12 protein-coding genes are annotated in these 16,335 nt (G+C 57.1%); 9 read left to right on the top strand and 3 right to left on the bottom strand.

The features are described from left to right. Positions 1–191 precede the first annotated feature (191 nt). From BM205_RS16000 to BM205_RS15975, 6 genes are all read left to right on the top strand, one after another. Positions 192–1,760 (top strand): glucan biosynthesis protein G, encoded by a 1,569-nt coding sequence (locus BM205_RS16000; RefSeq protein WP_254783917.1) that lies wholly within the window; start codon positions 192–194, stop codon positions 1,758–1,760. 11 nt (positions 1,761–1,771) lie between these two features. Next, positions 1,772–4,378 (top strand): glucans biosynthesis glucosyltransferase MdoH, encoded by a 2,607-nt coding sequence (gene mdoH, locus BM205_RS15995; RefSeq protein ID WP_092415871.1) that lies wholly within the window; start codon positions 1,772–1,774, stop codon positions 4,376–4,378. A gap of 33 nt (positions 4,379–4,411) precedes the next feature. Next, complete coding sequence (locus BM205_RS15990) at positions 4,412–6,007, top strand: OpgD/OpgG family glucan biosynthesis protein (protein ID WP_092415870.1); 1,596 nt, start codon at positions 4,412–4,414, stop codon at positions 6,005–6,007. A 113-nt stretch (positions 6,008–6,120) separates the two neighbouring features. Continuing rightward, positions 6,121–7,992, top strand: a complete 1,872-nt coding sequence (locus BM205_RS15985; RefSeq protein ID WP_092415869.1) for an ABC transporter ATP-binding protein — start codon at positions 6,121–6,123, stop codon at positions 7,990–7,992. Positions 7,993–8,062: 70 nt separating this feature from the next. Beyond that, positions 8,063–9,340 (top strand): efflux RND transporter periplasmic adaptor subunit, encoded by a 1,278-nt coding sequence (locus BM205_RS15980; protein WP_092415868.1) that lies wholly within the window; start codon positions 8,063–8,065, stop codon positions 9,338–9,340. Between the two features lie 11 nt (positions 9,341–9,351). Next, positions 9,352–10,794: an efflux transporter outer membrane subunit gene (locus BM205_RS15975; RefSeq protein ID WP_092415867.1), complete on the top strand. Its 1,443-nt coding sequence runs from the start codon at positions 9,352–9,354 to the stop codon at positions 10,792–10,794. A 331-nt stretch (positions 10,795–11,125) separates the two neighbouring features. Here BM205_RS15975 and BM205_RS15970 read toward each other — a convergent pair whose 3' ends face one another. Then, entirely contained in the window at positions 11,126–11,920 is a 795-nt protein-coding gene (locus BM205_RS15970; protein ID WP_092415964.1) for a thymidylate synthase, read from the bottom strand. 149 nt (positions 11,921–12,069) lie between these two features. Here BM205_RS15970 and BM205_RS15965 point away from each other — a divergent pair, with 149 nt between their 5' ends. The 3 genes from BM205_RS15965 (at position 12,070) to purU (ending at position 13,950) form a co-directional block, all read left to right on the top strand. Then, on the top strand, positions 12,070–12,267 hold the full coding sequence (locus BM205_RS15965) for a hypothetical protein (RefSeq protein ID WP_092415866.1): 198 nt from the start codon (positions 12,070–12,072) through the stop codon (positions 12,265–12,267). Positions 12,268–12,294: 27 nt separating this feature from the next. Beyond that, complete coding sequence (locus tag BM205_RS15960) at positions 12,295–12,822, top strand: bactofilin family protein (RefSeq protein ID WP_092415865.1); 528 nt, start codon at positions 12,295–12,297, stop codon at positions 12,820–12,822. A gap of 258 nt (positions 12,823–13,080) precedes the next feature. Continuing rightward, entirely contained in the window at positions 13,081–13,950 is an 870-nt protein-coding gene (gene purU, locus BM205_RS15955; RefSeq protein ID WP_092415864.1) for a formyltetrahydrofolate deformylase, read from the top strand. A 106-nt stretch (positions 13,951–14,056) separates the two neighbouring features. Here purU and tal read toward each other — a convergent pair whose 3' ends face one another. Further along, positions 14,057–14,992, bottom strand: coding sequence for a transaldolase (gene tal / locus BM205_RS15950; protein ID WP_092415863.1), 936 nt, complete (start codon positions 14,990–14,992; stop codon positions 14,057–14,059). A gap of 197 nt (positions 14,993–15,189) precedes the next feature. Next, positions 15,190–16,335 (bottom strand): ABC transporter ATP-binding protein, encoded by a 1,146-nt coding sequence (locus tag BM205_RS15945; protein WP_092415862.1) that lies wholly within the window; start codon positions 16,333–16,335, stop codon positions 15,190–15,192.

Below are 16,335 nucleotides of genomic sequence, written 5' to 3'. Positions count from 1 at the left end.
TGTTTGGCATTTTTTTTCATGCAATGGCACAAGCCTTGCATAGTTTCCGCGCGGCAGCAAAAAGTGTTGCCAACTAGTTTCTCGATGGACATAAAAAATTATAGAACACTGATAGACTATCGCCTACTCTCGATGCTGCCAGCACAGGTACGCACGAGCAGGTCAATTCAGCAGTGTCAGATGGGAATCCAATGCATTTAAATTTGTTTCAGCGGACGCGATCGCGTACATCCGTATCCGTTCAGGCGCGGTTACGCACGGCGGCCTTGCCGGTTGCCTTGTTACTGCCACTGGTTGGCAGCAACGCATTCGCCTTCGATTTCAATACCGTTGCCAAACAGGCAAAAGCTCTCGCGGCGAAGTCGTACAGCAAGCCAGAGAGCAATCTGCCAAAAGAAATCAGCAGTCTCGATTATGAGCAATATAAGGACATCCGTTTTCGTCCGGAAAAATTTACCTGGCGCAACCAGAAACTACCGTTTGAACTGGCGTTCTTTCACGAGGGGTACTCTTTCGATCAGCCGGTGAAGATCAATGAGATCAACGGCCAGAGCGTGCGTGAGATCCGTTTCGATCCGGATGATTTCGATTATGGCGGCAACAAACTCGATACGAACAAGCTGCGTTCGCTGGGTTTTGCCGGATTCCGGGTGCATTACCCGCTGAATACGCCTAAATATAAAGATGAAGCGCTGTCGTTTCTTGGCGCCAGTTATTTCCGCGCCCTGGGCAAGGATCAGGGTTACGGATTGTCTGCAAGAGGCCTGGCGATCGATACCGGATTGAGTTCGGGCGAAGAGTTTCCTCGTTTCACGGAGTTCTGGATCGAGCGGCCGAAAGCTAGCGACAAGGAACTGACCATTTACGCCTTGCTCAACTCGCGCCGGATCACCGGCGCTTATCGTTTCGTGCTCAAGCCGGGCGTGGATACGGTGGTCGATGTCAAAGCCCAGCTGTATCTGCGCGAAAATGTCAGCAAGCTAGGGCTGGCGCCGTTGACCAGTATGTATCTGCACGGTGATAACCAACGCCCGCAAGGCGAGGATTATCGGCCTGAAGTGCACGACTCCGACGGTTTGTCGGTAGCCTCGGGCACGGGCGAATGGATCTGGCGGCCGCTGGTCAATCCGAAGCGGCTGTTGGTGACTTCTTATGCGCTTAGCAACCCGGCCGGCTTCGGTCTGATGCAACGCGACCGCAATTTTGCGGATTACCAGGACCTGGACGCCAGATATGAAAAGCGGCCTAGCGCCTGGGTTCAGCCCAAGGGTAACTGGGGCAGCGGCAGGGTAGAGCTGGTGCAGCTGCCGACGCCGGATGAAACCAATGACAACGTGGTGGCGTTCTGGGTGCCCGAAAATGCGCCCAAGGTCGGCCAGCCGTTCAATCTGGAATACACTTTGTCATGGCAGAAGGATGCTGATAAACGGCCGCCTTTGTCATGGGTGACGCAGACCCGGCGCGGTTTCGGTTTCCAAAAGAAGAACGACGACAACAGCATCGGCCTGGTGGTCGATTTTGAAGGTCCGGTATTCAAGAAATTGTCTGACAAGGTGCAGCCTGAAGGCGTGGTCAGCGCCGACGACAATGGCAAGGTGCTGGAGACCAAGGTGGTCCGCAACGACGTCACCGGCGGTTGGCGCATGACGGTGCGTGTGCGCCGTAACGAAGACAACAAGCCGGTCGAACTGCGGGGATTCCTGCGTGGTGGCAGCACAACCTTATCTGAAACCTGGAGTTACATATTACCGCCCAACTAGACCGCAAGCAGATGCCCGTGGCGGGCCTGCCGGATATCTATGATCGCTATCTCGATCGCTTGCCGTTATCGGCTGAGCGGCGGGCAAATTTGTCTGAACAGCTGGCGGCGAATGGCAATGCGTCGATGACGGCCTTGCATCAGGTGTTGGCCAGCGATGCAAATCACGATGCAAAGGTGCTACCTGAACTGGCTAGCGCCAATCCGGCTTACGGATCGGTTGCAGCCCGGCTGCAACTGGCTTTTGCGCAAACCGCAGGGCAAGCCGGCGCAATCGAATCGCACCAAATGCCGGAGATCAGCACCGATGCCGATGGCCGCGCCCGCATTGCCATCGCCCCGCCGTTGCAGCGGACGCCGATCGTCGCCCATCCATGGGGAACCTTGAATCCGTTGGTGCGCTGGATCGAAACCGCGAACAGGAAATTCGACTTGCGTCCGCGCACCAAACAGCGGCGTCATAAACCAACCCAGGCTGTGCGTTCGGCCGAACTGCCGAAGCCGGAACCGTTGCCGGTGGCTGAAGCCGATAGCCAGGATCAGCATCGCAGCAAGTCGCGCGGCAATCTGCGACGTATCGTGTTGTTGCTGTTGATGCTGGCGCAGACTGCATTGGCAACGTATTTCATGAGTGCAGTGTTACCGTATCACGGCGACAAGCCGCTGGAAATGGTGACGCTGGGTTTGTTTGCCTTGTTGTTTTGCTGGGTTTCAGCGGGCTTCTGGACCGCCATGGCAGGCTTTCTGGTGCTGATGCGCGGCACCGATCGTTACGTGATTTCACGCGAAGATGCGGCGCCGGGACCGATTCCGGCCAGTGCCAGGACCGCAATCGTGATGCCGATCTGTAATGAGGACGTCACCAGGGTATTCGCCGGCCTGCGCGCTACCTACGAGTCGGTTGTCGCCAGCGGCGAACTGGATCGTTTCGATTTCTTCGTGTTGAGCGATAGCGGCGATAGCGATATCTGCGCTGCCGAACTGGACGCCTGGGCCAGCCTGTGCCAGACCTTAGGCGGATTTGGCCGGATCTTTTACCGGCATCGGCGGCGGCGTGTCAAACGCAAGAGCGGCAATATCGACGATTTTTGCCGCCGTTGGGGCGGCAACTACAGCTACATGATCGTGCTTGATGCGGACAGCGTCATGAGCGGCAGCTGCCTGACGACTCTGGTGCGTTTGATGGAAGCCAATCCCACCGCCGGGATTGTCCAGACCGCACCACGCGCCGCCGGCCGCGATACCTTGTACGCGCGGATTCAGCAATTCTCGACGCGCGTATACGGCCCGTTGTTTACCGCCGGCCTGCATTACTGGCAGCTTGGCGAATCGCACTACTGGGGGCACAACGCGATCATCCGGCTGCAGCCGTTCATGGAGCATTGCGCACTGGCGCCGCTGCCCGGCGAGGGCGCGTTGGCAGGTGAAATCCTGTCGCACGATTTCGTCGAAGCGGCATTGATGCGCCGTGCCGGCTGGGGGGTCTGGATCGCCTACGACCTGGCCGGCAGCTACGAGGAAATGCCGCCCAACCTGCTCGACGAACTGAAGCGCGACCGCCGCTGGTGCCAGGGCAACCTGATGAATTTCCGCCTGTTCCTGGCGCGCGGCATGCATGCCGTGCATCGCGCGGTGTTCGTGACCGGGGTCATGGCTTATCTGTCGGCGCCGCTGTGGTTCCTGTCGCTGATGTTGTCGACGGTATTGCTGGCGGTGCATACGCTGGTGGCGCCGGAATATTTTGTGACTCCCGGACAGTTGTTCCCGGTGTGGCCCGAGTGGCATCCGGAACGCGCCTTGGCCTTGTTCACGGCTACCGCCACCTTGCTGTTCCTGCCTAAGGTGTTGAGCGTGGTGCTGATCTGGGTCAAGGGAGCGCGTGAATTTGGCGGCGCCTTGCGCCTGACTGCCAGCATGATCATGGAACTATTGTTTTCGATGCTGCTGGCGCCGGTGCGCATGCTGTTTCACACGCGCTTTGTGATTGCCGCATTCCTTGGCTGGGCAATCAGCTGGAAATCGCCGCCGCGCGAAGACGCTGAAACCAGTTGGAGTGAAGCGGCGCGGCGCCATGGCGGCCATACGTTGCTGGGGCTGGTGTGGGGCGGCGGCGTGTATTGGCTGGAACCGGGATTCCTGTGGTGGTTGCTGCCGATCGTCGGCTCGCTGATGCTGTCGATTCCGCTCTCGGTATTTTCCAGCCGGGTTACGCTTGGCCGCAGTTTCCGCCGCGCGCGTTTGTTCGTGATTCCGGAAGAGGTCGATTTGCCGGCCGAACTGGCAGCCACCACGGTCTATAACGACAACGGCAAAGTATTGGCGAAATTTAACGACGCGGTGATCGATCCGGTCATGAATGCCCTGGTGTGTGCGGCGGTGACCGCGCGCCCGGCGGTGCCGGCAGCTACTTTGGAGGCGCGTGCGGCACTGCTGCAGGCCGCGTTGAAAGGTGGGCCGGATCATCTGTCGCCACGCCAAAAAAATGCTTTGCTGGACGATCCTTTGACGTTGTCCCAGCTGCATTTCGACATATGGGATTCGCAGCAGGCCAATCGGCGCTGGCAATCGCTGTTGGGCGTTACAGCCCTTACAGCTGCTGCAGAGGCCACCGCGCCTTGAGCACGCAATCGTTTCAATCAATCAAGGAGCACCATGTTACGACGTGATTTTCTAAAAGCGTCGGCAGCACTTGCTGCCGCCGGCTTCCCGGCAACTTCGCTACTGGCAGCCGCAGCTGCGCCAGAACAATTGAAATTCCTGGGACAGCCGCAAGCCTTCGATTACGCCTGGCTGAAAGGCCATGCAAGACAACTCGCCAGCCAGCCTTATAAGGCACCGGAAAACCATATTCCGCCAGAGGTCAAGGCGCTCGACTGGGATCAATACCAGTCGATCAGTTATCGTGAAGGCCATGCTTTATGGGGCGACGAGAAACTGCGGTTCCAGGCCAAGTTTTTCCATCTCGGCCTGTTCTTCAAGAGCCCGGTACAGATCTACGAAGTGAAGAACGGCCAGGCACAAGAACTGGCTTACGATCCTGCGATGTTCAATTATGGCAAGAGCGGCCTGAAAGCCGACCACATGCCGAAGGACCTTGGTTTTGCCGGGTTCCGGGTGAATTTCCATACCGACCTGGAACGCGACATCACCGCATTTCTGGGCGCCAGCTATTTCCGCGCCGTCGGCGCCGAATGGCAGTATGGCCTGTCGGCACGTGGCCTGGCCATCGATTGCGGTATGGAAAAGCCAGAAGAATTTCCAATGTTTACCAGTTTCTGGCTGGAGCGTCCGGCCAAGGATTCCAGCAAGCTGGTGGTCTACGCACTGCTCGATTCGCCTAGCGTATCCGGCGCCTATCGCTTCGAAATCCAGCCGTCGGCCACCATGGTGATGGATGTGGACGTGGCGCTCTATCCGCGCAAGACCATCGAACGCATGGGCGTGGCGCCGCTGACCAGCATGTTCCAGTACGGTGAGAACGATCGCCGCATCGGCGCCAGCGACGACTGGCGTCCGGAAATCCACGACTCCGATGGTTTGGCCATGCAGCGTGGCAATGGCGAATGGATCTGGCGGCCGCTGACCAATCCCGAGCATCTGCGTTTCAATGCTTATCAGGATGAGAGCCCGCGCGGTTTCGGCTTGTTGCAGCGAGACCGTAATTTCGATCACTACCAGGATGACGGCGTGTTCTACGATCGGCGCCCAAGCTTGTGGGTGGAGCCGAAATCGGGCTGGGGCAAGGGCGCGATACAATTGGTGGAAATCCCTACTGCGGATGAAACCTTTGATAACATCGTCGCGTTCTGGAATCCGGCCGACAAGCCGCAAGCCGGGCAAGAACGCTTGTTCGCCTATCGTCTGCATTGGGGCAGCAAGATGCCGTTTTCACCGCCGCTGGCGCAAGTCGTGGCGACCCGCACCGGCATGGGCGGCGTGATCGGCCAGAAGCGTGCTTATTACTCACGGCGTTTTGCAATCGATTTTGCCGGCGGCGACCTGGCTTTGCTGGGCAAGGATGCCAAGGTGAAGGCGATGATCAGCGTCTCGCGGGGCAAGGTGGAAATCACCTCGGCACGTCCGCTGGATGTGATCCACGGTTATCGCGCGATGTTCGATTTGAAACCGACCGACGACAGCGTCGAACCGATTGATATACGGGTCTATCTGGCGGCAGACGGCCAGCCGCTGAGCGAAACCTGGTTGTATCAGTGGACGCCGCCGGCGCCCGGCAAGCGTACTTACTAAAGCACGCATCGCGTAGGGTGGGCACGCGTGCCCACCCCGCGAGCGCCTGACAGATTTACAATATACTGTTGGGCTTGGGCATTTTTTTGCCCTGCCTATTTTGGAGTATTTCCATGTTTGGATGGTTCGAAAGACTGTTGCATCCATATCCGGATGCCGTCATGACGCCGCCGCCGCGCGGCTTTTTTGCGTTTGTCTGGGCCTGCACCAAGGGTTTGCGCCCTTACATTATTGCCATGACCTTGCTGACCGCCGTTACCGGTGCGTTTGAAGCCTTGTTGTTCGCCATGATGGGACGGATTGTCGACTGGCTGGGCCACGTCGAGCCGTCGACTTTGTGGACCCACGAGAGTGGCAATCTGCTGCTGCTGGCGGGAATATTGCTGGCAAGTCCGATCGTTGTCGCCTTGCAAAGCATGTTCAAGCAGCAAGCGCTGGCGGGAAATTTCCCGATGTTGTTGCGCTGGAAATTCCATCGCCTGATGCTGAATCAAAGCATGAATTTTTATCAGGACGAGTTCGCCGGCCGGGTTGCGACCAAAGTCATGCAAACCTCGCTGGCGGTGCGCGATGTCTGCATGATCCTGTGCGATATCCTGGTTTTCGTGGTGATTTATTTTTTCACCATGGTGGCGGTGGTCGGCAGCTTTAATGGCTGGATGTTGGTGCCGTTCCTGAGCTGGCTGGTGTTGTACGGCCTGGCCTTGCGTCACTTCGTGCCGCGACTGAGCAAGGTCGCTAAAGCCCAGGCTGATGCGCGCTCGTTGATGACGGGCCGCATCACAGATGCCTACACCAACATTGCTACCGTCAAGCTGTTCTCGCATGCAGGCCGCGAAGCAGGTTACGCGCGCTCGGCGATGCAGGAATTCTTGCAGACTGTGCACGGCCAGATGCGTCTGGTGACCGGTTTTGAAATCGTCAACCACGTCTTGAGCATGTTGCTGATCCTGAGCACTGCCGGTGCCGCGCTCTGGTTATGGACCCAGGGCCAGGTCGGTATCGGTGCGGTGGCTGCGGCGACGGCGATGGCTTTGCGCCTGAACGGCATTTCGCATTGGGTCATGTGGGAGTTTGCCTCGTTGTTTGAACAGGTCGGCACGGTGCAGGACGGTATCAATACTTTGTCGCGCCCGCATGCGGTACAGGATCAAGCTGATGCCAAACCATTGCAAGTGAAGCAAGGTACGGTGGATTTCGAGCGCGTCGGTTTCGCCTATGGCGGCCAGCGGCCCGTGATCGATCAGTTGTCCCTGCATATCCGTCCCGGCGAAAAAATTGGCCTGGTCGGCCGCTCCGGCGCCGGCAAATCGACCATCGTCAACTTGCTGCTGCGTTTCTACGACGTTGAACAAGGCCGCATACTGATCGACGGCCAAGACATTGCCCACGTTACGCAAGACACCTTGCGGGCGCAGGTTGGCATGGTGACGCAGGATACGTCGCTGCTGCATCGCTCGGTGCGCGACAACCTGTTATACGGTCGCCCTGACGCCACCGACGCTGACATGCTGGTGGCGGCGCAACGGGCGGAGGCGCATGAATTTATCCTGACCCTGACCGACCCTAAAGGCCGCACCGGCTACGACGCCCATGTCGGCGAGCGCGGCGTCAAGCTGTCCGGTGGCCAGCGGCAGCGGATTGCAATCGCGCGCGTGATGCTGAAAGATGCGCCGATCCTGCTGTTGGATGAGGCTACCAGTGCACTCGATTCGGAAGTCGAAGCGGCGATTCAAGCCAGCCTGTACCGGCTGATGGAAGGCAAGACAGTTGTGGCGATTGCCCATCGGCTGTCGACCATTGCCGCCATGGACCGCCTGGTCGTACTCGACAAGGGCCGTATCGTCGAAGAGGGTGATCACCGCAGCTTGCTGGAACGCGGCGGCCTGTACGCGCGCTTGTGGGCGCATCAGAGCGGCGGCTTCCTTGGGGAAGAGATAGATGAAGATGAGTTGCCGGGCGAGACTCAGGCTGTGTTAGCTTAAGGCGAACAAGAAATTGTACGTTGCCACTGAAATTTGATGAATCCTGAGTTTGTACTTTGAGTTTGCTCCAATGACTGTTGAATCAACCGATAAATCTGCTTTGCCATCCACTCCAGGCCACTCCGGCCGGCGCTGGCTGACCGCAATCCTGGCGCTCCTGATTGCGCTGGGAGCGGGGTTCCTGGTATGGAGAGCGTTCTGGCACAAACCGCCGCCGGCACCCAAGCCGGTGCCGGTCCCTTTGCAGACCGAGGTGGTGCGGCGCGGCGATATCGAGCAAGCGGTGTTTGCCAACGGTAAATTGCAATTGCATAAATACAGCGATGTCGTGGCCCAGGTGTCGGGGCAGATCAAGGATGTGCTGGTGATGGTGGGCGACGATGTCAAATCCGGCAAGATGGTGGTCGAGATCACGCCGACCTTGCCGTCGGCGCGACTGGAAAGCAATCGCGCCCAACTGGCCAGATTGCAGGCGGAGTTGGCAGACCAGCGGGCACAGCTGGATTTTGCCGAATTGCAGTACAAACGCCAGACGCAGTTGAAAGCGGAGAACGCCACGCGTGAAGAATCCTACGAATCCAGCCGCATGAGCATGTATTCCGCTTCGGCCCGGGTTGAGGCGATCAATGCCCAGATTCGCCAGATCGAGGCAACCTTGAAAGACGACGAAGAGACCCGTAGCCACACCCAGGTGCTGGCGCCGATTAGCGGCACCGTGGTGTCGGTGGCAGCGCGTACCGGCCAGGTGATCGGCCCGGGCCAGGCGGCGGTGCCGCTGTTGCGTATTGCTGACCTGAGCCGGTTGACGGTGCAAGCCCGGGTGGCGGAAATCGACGTGCCGCTGCTACACAAAGGGATGACGGCGTATTTCACTACTCCCGGCTATCCCGGCAAGCGCTGGTCTGGCAAATTGCGGCAGGTGATCCCGGTACCAGCCGATGGCTCGGGCGAACAAGGCAAGCAGACTTTTTACAATGTCTTGTTTGAGGTCGATAATCCGCAAGAAGAACTGATGAGCGGCATGAGCACGCAAGTGCGCTTTGTGCTGGCCCAGGCGCACGATGCTGTGATATTGCCGGTGAAATTGTTGGGTAAGCCGGAAGCCGATGGCAGCTACGTGGTGAGTGTAGCTGGCGCTAATCCGACAGCCAACCCGCAAGCCAGTCCGCGCAAGATAAAAATCGGCATTCGCAATGATCAGGTGGCGCAAGTTTTGGCGGGACTGGAGCCCGGCGAGCAGGTAGTTGTCCCTGCGGCGCCCCCGATCCCTGCAGCGGCCCCGATGCCCGCGCCGGCGATAAAAAATGCCACGCCGTCACCGGCTGCATCGGTACCTAAAGCGCATTGAGGGAACTGCAAATGAATTATTTCTCTCGCCGCCGCTGGCCCGTCGCTGCCGCTTGTGCAAGCGCATTGCTGTTGTTGACAGCATGTGCAAACCAGATGGAGATCCGGGAAGCGACTCCCAGCGTCGAGATTCCCCAGAGCTGGGATCTGTCCGCCAACAACGGTGAGCAGGACTGGCCCGACAGCAGTTGGTGGAAGCTGTTTGGCAGCGACGAATTGAGCCTGTTGGTGACACAAGGGCAGGCCAGCAACCTGGAAATTGCCGCTGCCATATCGCGCGTGCGGCAAGCAGAGGCGCAAGCACGGATTGCCGGCGCGCCGTTGCTGCCGAACGCGGATTTTTCAACCAGCGTTAATCGCGCACTGCCGCTGGCCTCTAGCGGTAGTGCTGTTACTTCTACCAGCGGCTTGGTTGAAATTGGCTACGAAGTTGACTTCTGGGGTAAAAACAGAGCAGGGCTGGCCGCCGCCGAAGCGTCTTTGCAAGCGAATCGCTATGACCGGGAAACGGTGGCGTTGACCGTCACCAGCGGCATCGTATCGACTTATCTGCAGGTGCTGTCGCTGCGCGACCGCATCGAAATCGCACAGAAAAACGTCGACAATGCAGAGCGCGTACTGAAACTGGTAGCGGCGCAAAGTCGCGCCGGCTCGGCATCGCCGCTGGATCTGGCGCGGCAGCGCTCGGCGGTGGCCGGGCAGAAGGCCGTGATTCCCGATCTGAAGCAGCAGGAACGTGAAGCGCAGACAGCGCTGGCGATATTGTTGGGGCGGCCGCCTCAGACTTTTACTGTCAACGAACCAGGACTCGCCAACATTTTACTGCCGCAGGTAACTCCCGGATTACCGTCGGAACTGTTGTCACGCCGCCCGGATATCCGTCATGCCGAAGCAGAGCTGGCAGCAGCCAACGCCAACGTTGCGGCAGCGCGCGCCGCCTTGTTTCCCAGCATCCGTCTGACCGGTTCGGCCGGCGGTCAAAGCAATGCTTTACTGTCGCTGTTTAACGGGCCTAACATGCTGGCCAACCTGGGCGCCGGACTGGTCGCGCCGATTTTCGACGCCGGCCGCCTCAGCAGCGCACGTGACCTGGCGATCGCGCAGAAGCAGGAGCTGGTGCAGATCTATCGTTCGACCGTGATTGCCGCGCTGTCAGAAGTCGACACTGCGTTGGGGCAAATCCGCAGCCTGGATGAACAACGCCAGCTGAAAATTACGGAAATGGAGCAGGCGCGTTTTGCTTTCGACCTTTCCGAAATCCGTTATCGCGTCGGCGCCGAGGATTTGATGACGGTACTGGATACACAGCGCTCGTTGTCGGAAGTGCAGAATGAACTCGGCCAGATCAAGCTGAAGCGCCTGAAAGCCACCGTGTCGCTATACAAGGCCCTGGGCGGCGGCTGGCAGGATGTGCCCGCCGCCAAACCTGTTGTAGAGCCAACACGAGGCAGCTGATACGTAGGGTGTGTAAAGGTAAAATAGAAATATCGGCTTCTTGAATGGTTTTTACGGTCCACGCGACGAGCAGCCAGAACTAACCGGGGTCAGAGTGAACTTTCGGCATGATTCACCGCCGAAACTTCACTCTGACCCCGCTTAGTGGACCACGGAGCAGAAGCAGTCAAAACGCAAAGAAACAAACCTGCGAAAAGTGAACTGCCTTTCTCCGAAGCCGTGATGTGAGGTCGGAGTCAAATTTCGCGATAAAACCTGCGAAAGTTGACTCCGACCCCAGATCACTAAGTCGTCGATTCGCAACGAATGGCGAGCCCCGATTTCTGGAAGCCTACACAGCCACCGGCGCCTTGATGTGCGCCTGCGGATGATAATCGACGATATCAAAATCCTCAAAACGATAATCGAAAATCGACTCCGGATGGCGCTTGATTTCCAAACGCGGCAGCGGGCCCGGCGTGCGTGACAACTGCTCTTCGACTTGCGCCGTGTGGTTGGAATACAAATGGCAATCGCCGCCGGTCCAGATAAAATCGCCCACCTCAAGTCCGCATTGCTGCGCCATCATATGCGTCAGCAATGCATAGGAGGCGATGTTAAACGGCACCCCAAGGAAAATATCCGCGCTACGCTGGTACAACTGGCAAGACAGCTTGCCGTCGGCGACATAAAACTGGAAGAAGGCGTGGCAGGGCGGCAGTTTCATCTGCGGGATATCGGCCACATTCCAGGCCGAGACGATCAGCCGCCGCGAATCCGGATTGTTCTTGATTTGTTCAACCACTTGCTTGATCTGGTCGATATGTTCGCCAGCCGGGGTTGGCCAGGAGCGCCATTGATAGCCATAGATCGGCCCCAGGTTGCCGTCGGCATCGGCCCATTCGTCCCAGATTTTTACGTCATTGTCTTTTAAATACTGGATATTGGTAGAGCCGGCCAGAAACCAGATCAGCTCATGGATGATCGATCGCAGATGCAGTTTTTTAGTCGTCAGCAAGGGAAAGCCGTCTTGCAGATTGAAACGCATCTGGTAGCCGAATACCGAGCGGGTGCCGGTGCCGGTGCGGTCGGTCTTGACGGTGCCATGTTGTTGCACATGACGCATGAGATCTAGGTATTGGCGCATTTTTTTCTTGATAACGGAAACGGATTCCAAGATTGTAACGCATTGCCGCCACAGGTTTGCCGGTTGAGCGCATGCCGGCATTGTCATAGAAATATCAAGCGCGTGCTTATGCTTGTCTTGTGATTATTTATCGTACGCGAAGAAGATAAATGATTGATAATCAAAAGCTAATGGAATCGATTTTTCCAGTTGCCGCATCTGAGCGACAGTTACAAATTAATGATTTTAGGCATGAACTTTTTGCGGACGATCTTCTCGAAAGCTGGAGACCTCAGTCTTATACCTTGTCTAATTCGGTATTTGCTTATCTTATTTTCATTTTTTATGTGACAGCGCTGGCCCATTAGTGCACGCAACACCATTCAGGAGATCCCATGCTTAAATCAGATACATTTTTCGGCGGCAAGCGCGAAACACCAACACCTAATTCACCATTCAGTGCCAGCAGCAACCTGACTTCCGGCAGTACTTCGAACATTCCAAAGGCTAGCAATCCTGTGAGCACTCCAGTCAATCACTCGGCGTCCAGCACCAATGAAGTCGGCAGCAAACTGATCGTCGGTCCGAACATCAAGCTCAAGGGCGTTGAAATTACCGATTGCGACACCTTGGTGGTAGAAGGCCGGGTTGAAGCGACAATGAATTCGCGCGTCATCCATATCGCCGAAAAAGGCGCATTCAAGGGTTCGGCTGAAATCGACCTGGCCGAAATCTACGGCGAATTCGATGGCGACCTGACTGTTCGTGAAAAGCTGGTGATTTATTCGACCGGCAAGGTTTCCGGCAAAATCCGTTATGGCAAGGTTGTCATCGAAGAAGGCGGCCAACTGACTGGTGAAGTGCAAGTTGGCACCAGCAGCCCAGCCAGCGTCAAGCCGGCTGCGGTTACTGCCGTAGCATAAGGTTAACAACGTCAGGTCAGCCTCCAGGCTGACCGGCCTTGCCTATACAGCAGCGCAGGGCTAGTAACTTATCCGACCGTAAGCGGCCGGGAGTAACTTGTCGCGCGTGGCGTGCTCATACGTAGATACGTAGCTGTTTGTACCCAATTAACCAGGGTGGCGTCAAAGCCACCCTGGTTTTTTTGTCATGTGCAGGCAGGCATGCGACAATAGCGCTTTTGGCTCACCGCTAAAGCGCTTCCCGCCTCACACAAAATCATGAGCTATCCAGAATACATACTCACCTTATCTTGCCTCGATCAGCGCGGAATCGTCCATCGCGTCTCCGGCTTCCTGGCGGACCACGGTTGCAATATCATCGATTCAGCCCAGTTTGGCGATGCCCAGTCCGCATTGTTTTTCATGCGCGTGCATTTCTCCTCCGAGGATGCAACGATTACCGATGAGCGCCTGAGGGCAGAATTTTCTACTCTCGGCGATACCATGCAAATGCATTGGCAATTGCATGATGCGCACAAGAAGCCGCGCATGATGCTGATGGTGTCGAAAATCGGCCATTGCCTGAATGATCTGCTATTCCGCTACAAAAGCGGCTTGCTGCCGGTAGAAATTTCGGCGATCGTTTCGAATCACACCGATTTTTATCAGCTGGCCGCCAGCTATAACATTCCGTTCCACCATCTGCCGCTCGCCGCGGGCGCTTCAGCTGCAGCCAAACAGGCGCAGGAAGCGCGGGTGATGGAAATTGTGGAGGCCAATAATATCGATCTGGTGGTGTTGGCGCGTTATATGCAAATCCTGTCGCCTGCCATGTGCACTGCGCTGACGGGGCGGGCAATCAATATCCATCATTCCTTCCTGCCTAGTTTCAAAGGCGCCAAACCTTACTATCAGGCGCATGATCGCGGCGTGAAGCTGATCGGCGCCACAGCCCATTTTGTCACCGGCGATCTGGATGAAGGTCCGATCATCGAACAGGACGTAGCACGGGTTGATCACGCGATGGAACCTGAGACCTTGACTGCCATCGGGCGCGACGTTGAATGCGTGGTGCTGGCGAGGGCGGTGAAGTGGTTTATCGAGCACAGGATTTTGCTCAACGGGCACAAGACGGTGGTGTTCAAGTAGACACTAAGTAAGCAAATAAGTAAGCAAACAAAAAAATGGCCCCAATTCACATTGAGGCCATTTTTTTATAACATTGCAGCGATGTGCCGGCTTGCGCAGGCGATCATCAACGCAAAGCGTCTACCATTTTTTCCAGCTTGACTGCGTCGGCGCTGAACTGGCGTATTCCTTCCGCCAGTTTTTCTGTCGCCATTGCGTCGTCGTTCAACATGGTGCGGAACGTGATTTCGTCCATGTCGATTTTTTCCTGAGTGCTTAGTTGCGCAGCTTCCGGACTCAGCTTGCGGCTGACCGGAGCGTCGCTTTCCGCCAGTTTCTGCAGCAGGTCGGGACTGATGGTGAGCAGGTCGCAACCGGCCAGTTCGACGATTTGCGAGGTATTGCGGAAGCTGGCGCCCATGACTTCGGTGGCGTAGCCGTATTTGCGGAAATAGCTGTAGATCTGTTTGACCGACTGCACGCCTGGATCGTCGGCGCCGGTGTAATCCTGGCCGCTGGATTTCTTGTACCAGTCGTAGATACGGCCGACGAATGGCGAGATCAGCTGCACGTTAGCTTCGGCGCAGGCAATCGCTTGTGGCAATGAAAATAACAAGGTCAGGTTGCAATGGATACCGGCCTTTTGCAGTACTTCGGCAGCGCGAATGCCTTCCCAGGTAGAGGCGATCTTGATCAGCACCCGTTCACGGTCTATGCCGGCGGCTTCATACAGCTTGATCAGGGCGTGCCCTTTATCGATGGTGCCTTGGGTATTGAACGACAGGCGCGCATCGGTTTCGGTTGAAACCCGGCCCGGGATGATTTTCAGGATCTCTTTGCCGAATGTGATCAGCAGATGATCGATGATGTCGGTAGTCGATTGCTGGCTGTGCGCCTTCACGGTCTGGCTCAGCAACGGCTGGTATTCCGGCTTCTGCACCGCTTTCAGGATCAGCGACGGATTGGTGGTGGCGTCGCGCGGCGCAAACGCCTGGATGGACTGAAAGTCGCCGGTATCGGCAACGATGGTGGTGAATTGCTTGAGTTGTTCGAGTTGGTTCATGGCAGCATAGAAAAACAGAACTGTTAGTCGGAATTACAGCGCGGAACGACAGCGAAACACTTTCCTGCCATTCTACGCAATTTATGCCTGCCCAACACAGATGGACCGATGAACAGTGGCCAGATCAGTATTACCTTATATTCTGATCTGGCGGATCTGTGTCACCGGTCTGCATCGCAGCTCTGCCTCTCCCACCTTCAGCGAATCCGATCCTCAGTCTCGGCATCAAACAGAACCGCCTTCGAAAGGTCGAACGCCAGTTGCATCTTATCCTTAGGCTTAGCCGCGGCACGCGGATGCGTACGGCAAGTTACGCGGGCGTTATTGAAGTTGGTAAACACCAGCGTATCCGGGCCGGTAGGTTCAGTCAGCTCCACTGTGCAGCTGACTTCGGTCGGATGATAGTTGCCGTTGCTGTCATGCGATTCCGAACCGCGTGCGCTTAAAGCATCTGTGACGTGTTCCGGGCGGATGCCAAGGATGATCTCGCGGCCGATCCAGGAAGCGATTTTCGGATCTTGCGCTTGCGCCGGCGCCAGTGGCAGCAGGGTTTTCTGCCCAGCATGCTCGAGTTCGAATGCAGGACCATGGCCATTCGCCACCAGGTTGCCGCGCATGAAATTCATCGACGGCGAGCCGATGAAACCAGCTACGAACAGGTTGCTAGGGTTGTCATAGATCTCTTGCGGACTACCGAACTGCTGCACCACGCCGTCTTTCATCACGGCGATACGGTCGCCTAGGGTCATCGCTTCAATCTGGTCATGCGTGACATACACGATGGTGCTGCCCAGGCGCTGATGCATCAGCTTGATTTCCGCACGCATCTCGACCCGCAGCTTGGCATCCAGGTTGGACAGCGGTTCATCGAACAGGAACAGCGATGGATCGCGTGCGATCGCGCGGCCCATGGCGACGCGTTGCCGCTGTCCGCCGGACAACAGCGCCGGCTTGCGATCCAGCAGGTGCGTGATTTGCAGCGTGGTGGCGACACGTTCGACGATCTGCTTTTGTTCCGCTTTCGGTACCTTGCGGATGCCCAGGCCAAACGAAATGTTCTCACGCACCGTCATGGTCGGATACAGGGCATAGGACTGGAACACCATGGCGATGTCGCGCTCTTTGGGCGGCACATCGTTGACGCAGCGGTCGCCGATCATGATCTGTCCCTCGGACACCGTTTCGAGTCCGGCAATCATGTTCAGCAGGGTTGATTTGCCGCAGCCGGAGCCGCCGACCAGGATCAGAAACTGGCCGTCTTCGATTTCAAGGTCGATGCCTTTGAGGACTTCATTGCCGTTCGGGTAAACCTTGCGCACATTGCGAATTGATAAGCTTGCCAT

This window comes from Collimonas sp. OK307 (genome assembly GCF_900113705.1).
Lineage (GTDB): Bacteria > Pseudomonadota > Gammaproteobacteria > Burkholderiales > Burkholderiaceae_D > Collimonas.
The sequence above is the reverse complement of the archived record's forward strand: the minus strand, read 5'-3'. Positions and strand labels throughout refer to the sequence as shown.

Coding starts and splice junctions, on each gene's coding strand:
- BM205_RS15980 (WP_092415868.1), top strand. CDS start 8,063: ATGACTGTTGAATCAACCGATAAATCTGCTTTGCCATCCACTCCAGGC.
- BM205_RS15970 (WP_092415964.1), bottom strand. CDS start 11,920: ATGCGCCAATACCTAGATCTCATGCGTCATGTGCAACAACATGGCACC.
- purU (WP_092415864.1), top strand. CDS start 13,081: ATGAGCTATCCAGAATACATACTCACCTTATCTTGCCTCGATCAGCGC.
- BM205_RS15975 (WP_092415867.1), top strand. CDS start 9,352: ATGAATTATTTCTCTCGCCGCCGCTGGCCCGTCGCTGCCGCTTGTGCA.
- BM205_RS15945 (WP_092415862.1), bottom strand. CDS start 16,335: ATGGCAAGCTTATCAATTCGCAATGTGCGCAAGGTTTACCCGAACGGC.
- tal (WP_092415863.1), bottom strand. CDS start 14,992: ATGAACCAACTCGAACAACTCAAGCAATTCACCACCATCGTTGCCGAT.
- BM205_RS15960 (WP_092415865.1), top strand. CDS start 12,295: ATGCTTAAATCAGATACATTTTTCGGCGGCAAGCGCGAAACACCAACA.
- BM205_RS15990 (WP_092415870.1), top strand. CDS start 4,412: ATGTTACGACGTGATTTTCTAAAAGCGTCGGCAGCACTTGCTGCCGCC.
- BM205_RS16000 (WP_254783917.1), top strand. CDS start 192: ATGCATTTAAATTTGTTTCAGCGGACGCGATCGCGTACATCCGTATCC.
- mdoH (WP_092415871.1), top strand. CDS start 1,772: ATGCCCGTGGCGGGCCTGCCGGATATCTATGATCGCTATCTCGATCGC.
- BM205_RS15965 (WP_092415866.1), top strand. CDS start 12,070: ATGATTGATAATCAAAAGCTAATGGAATCGATTTTTCCAGTTGCCGCA.
- BM205_RS15985 (WP_092415869.1), top strand. CDS start 6,121: ATGTTTGGATGGTTCGAAAGACTGTTGCATCCATATCCGGATGCCGTC.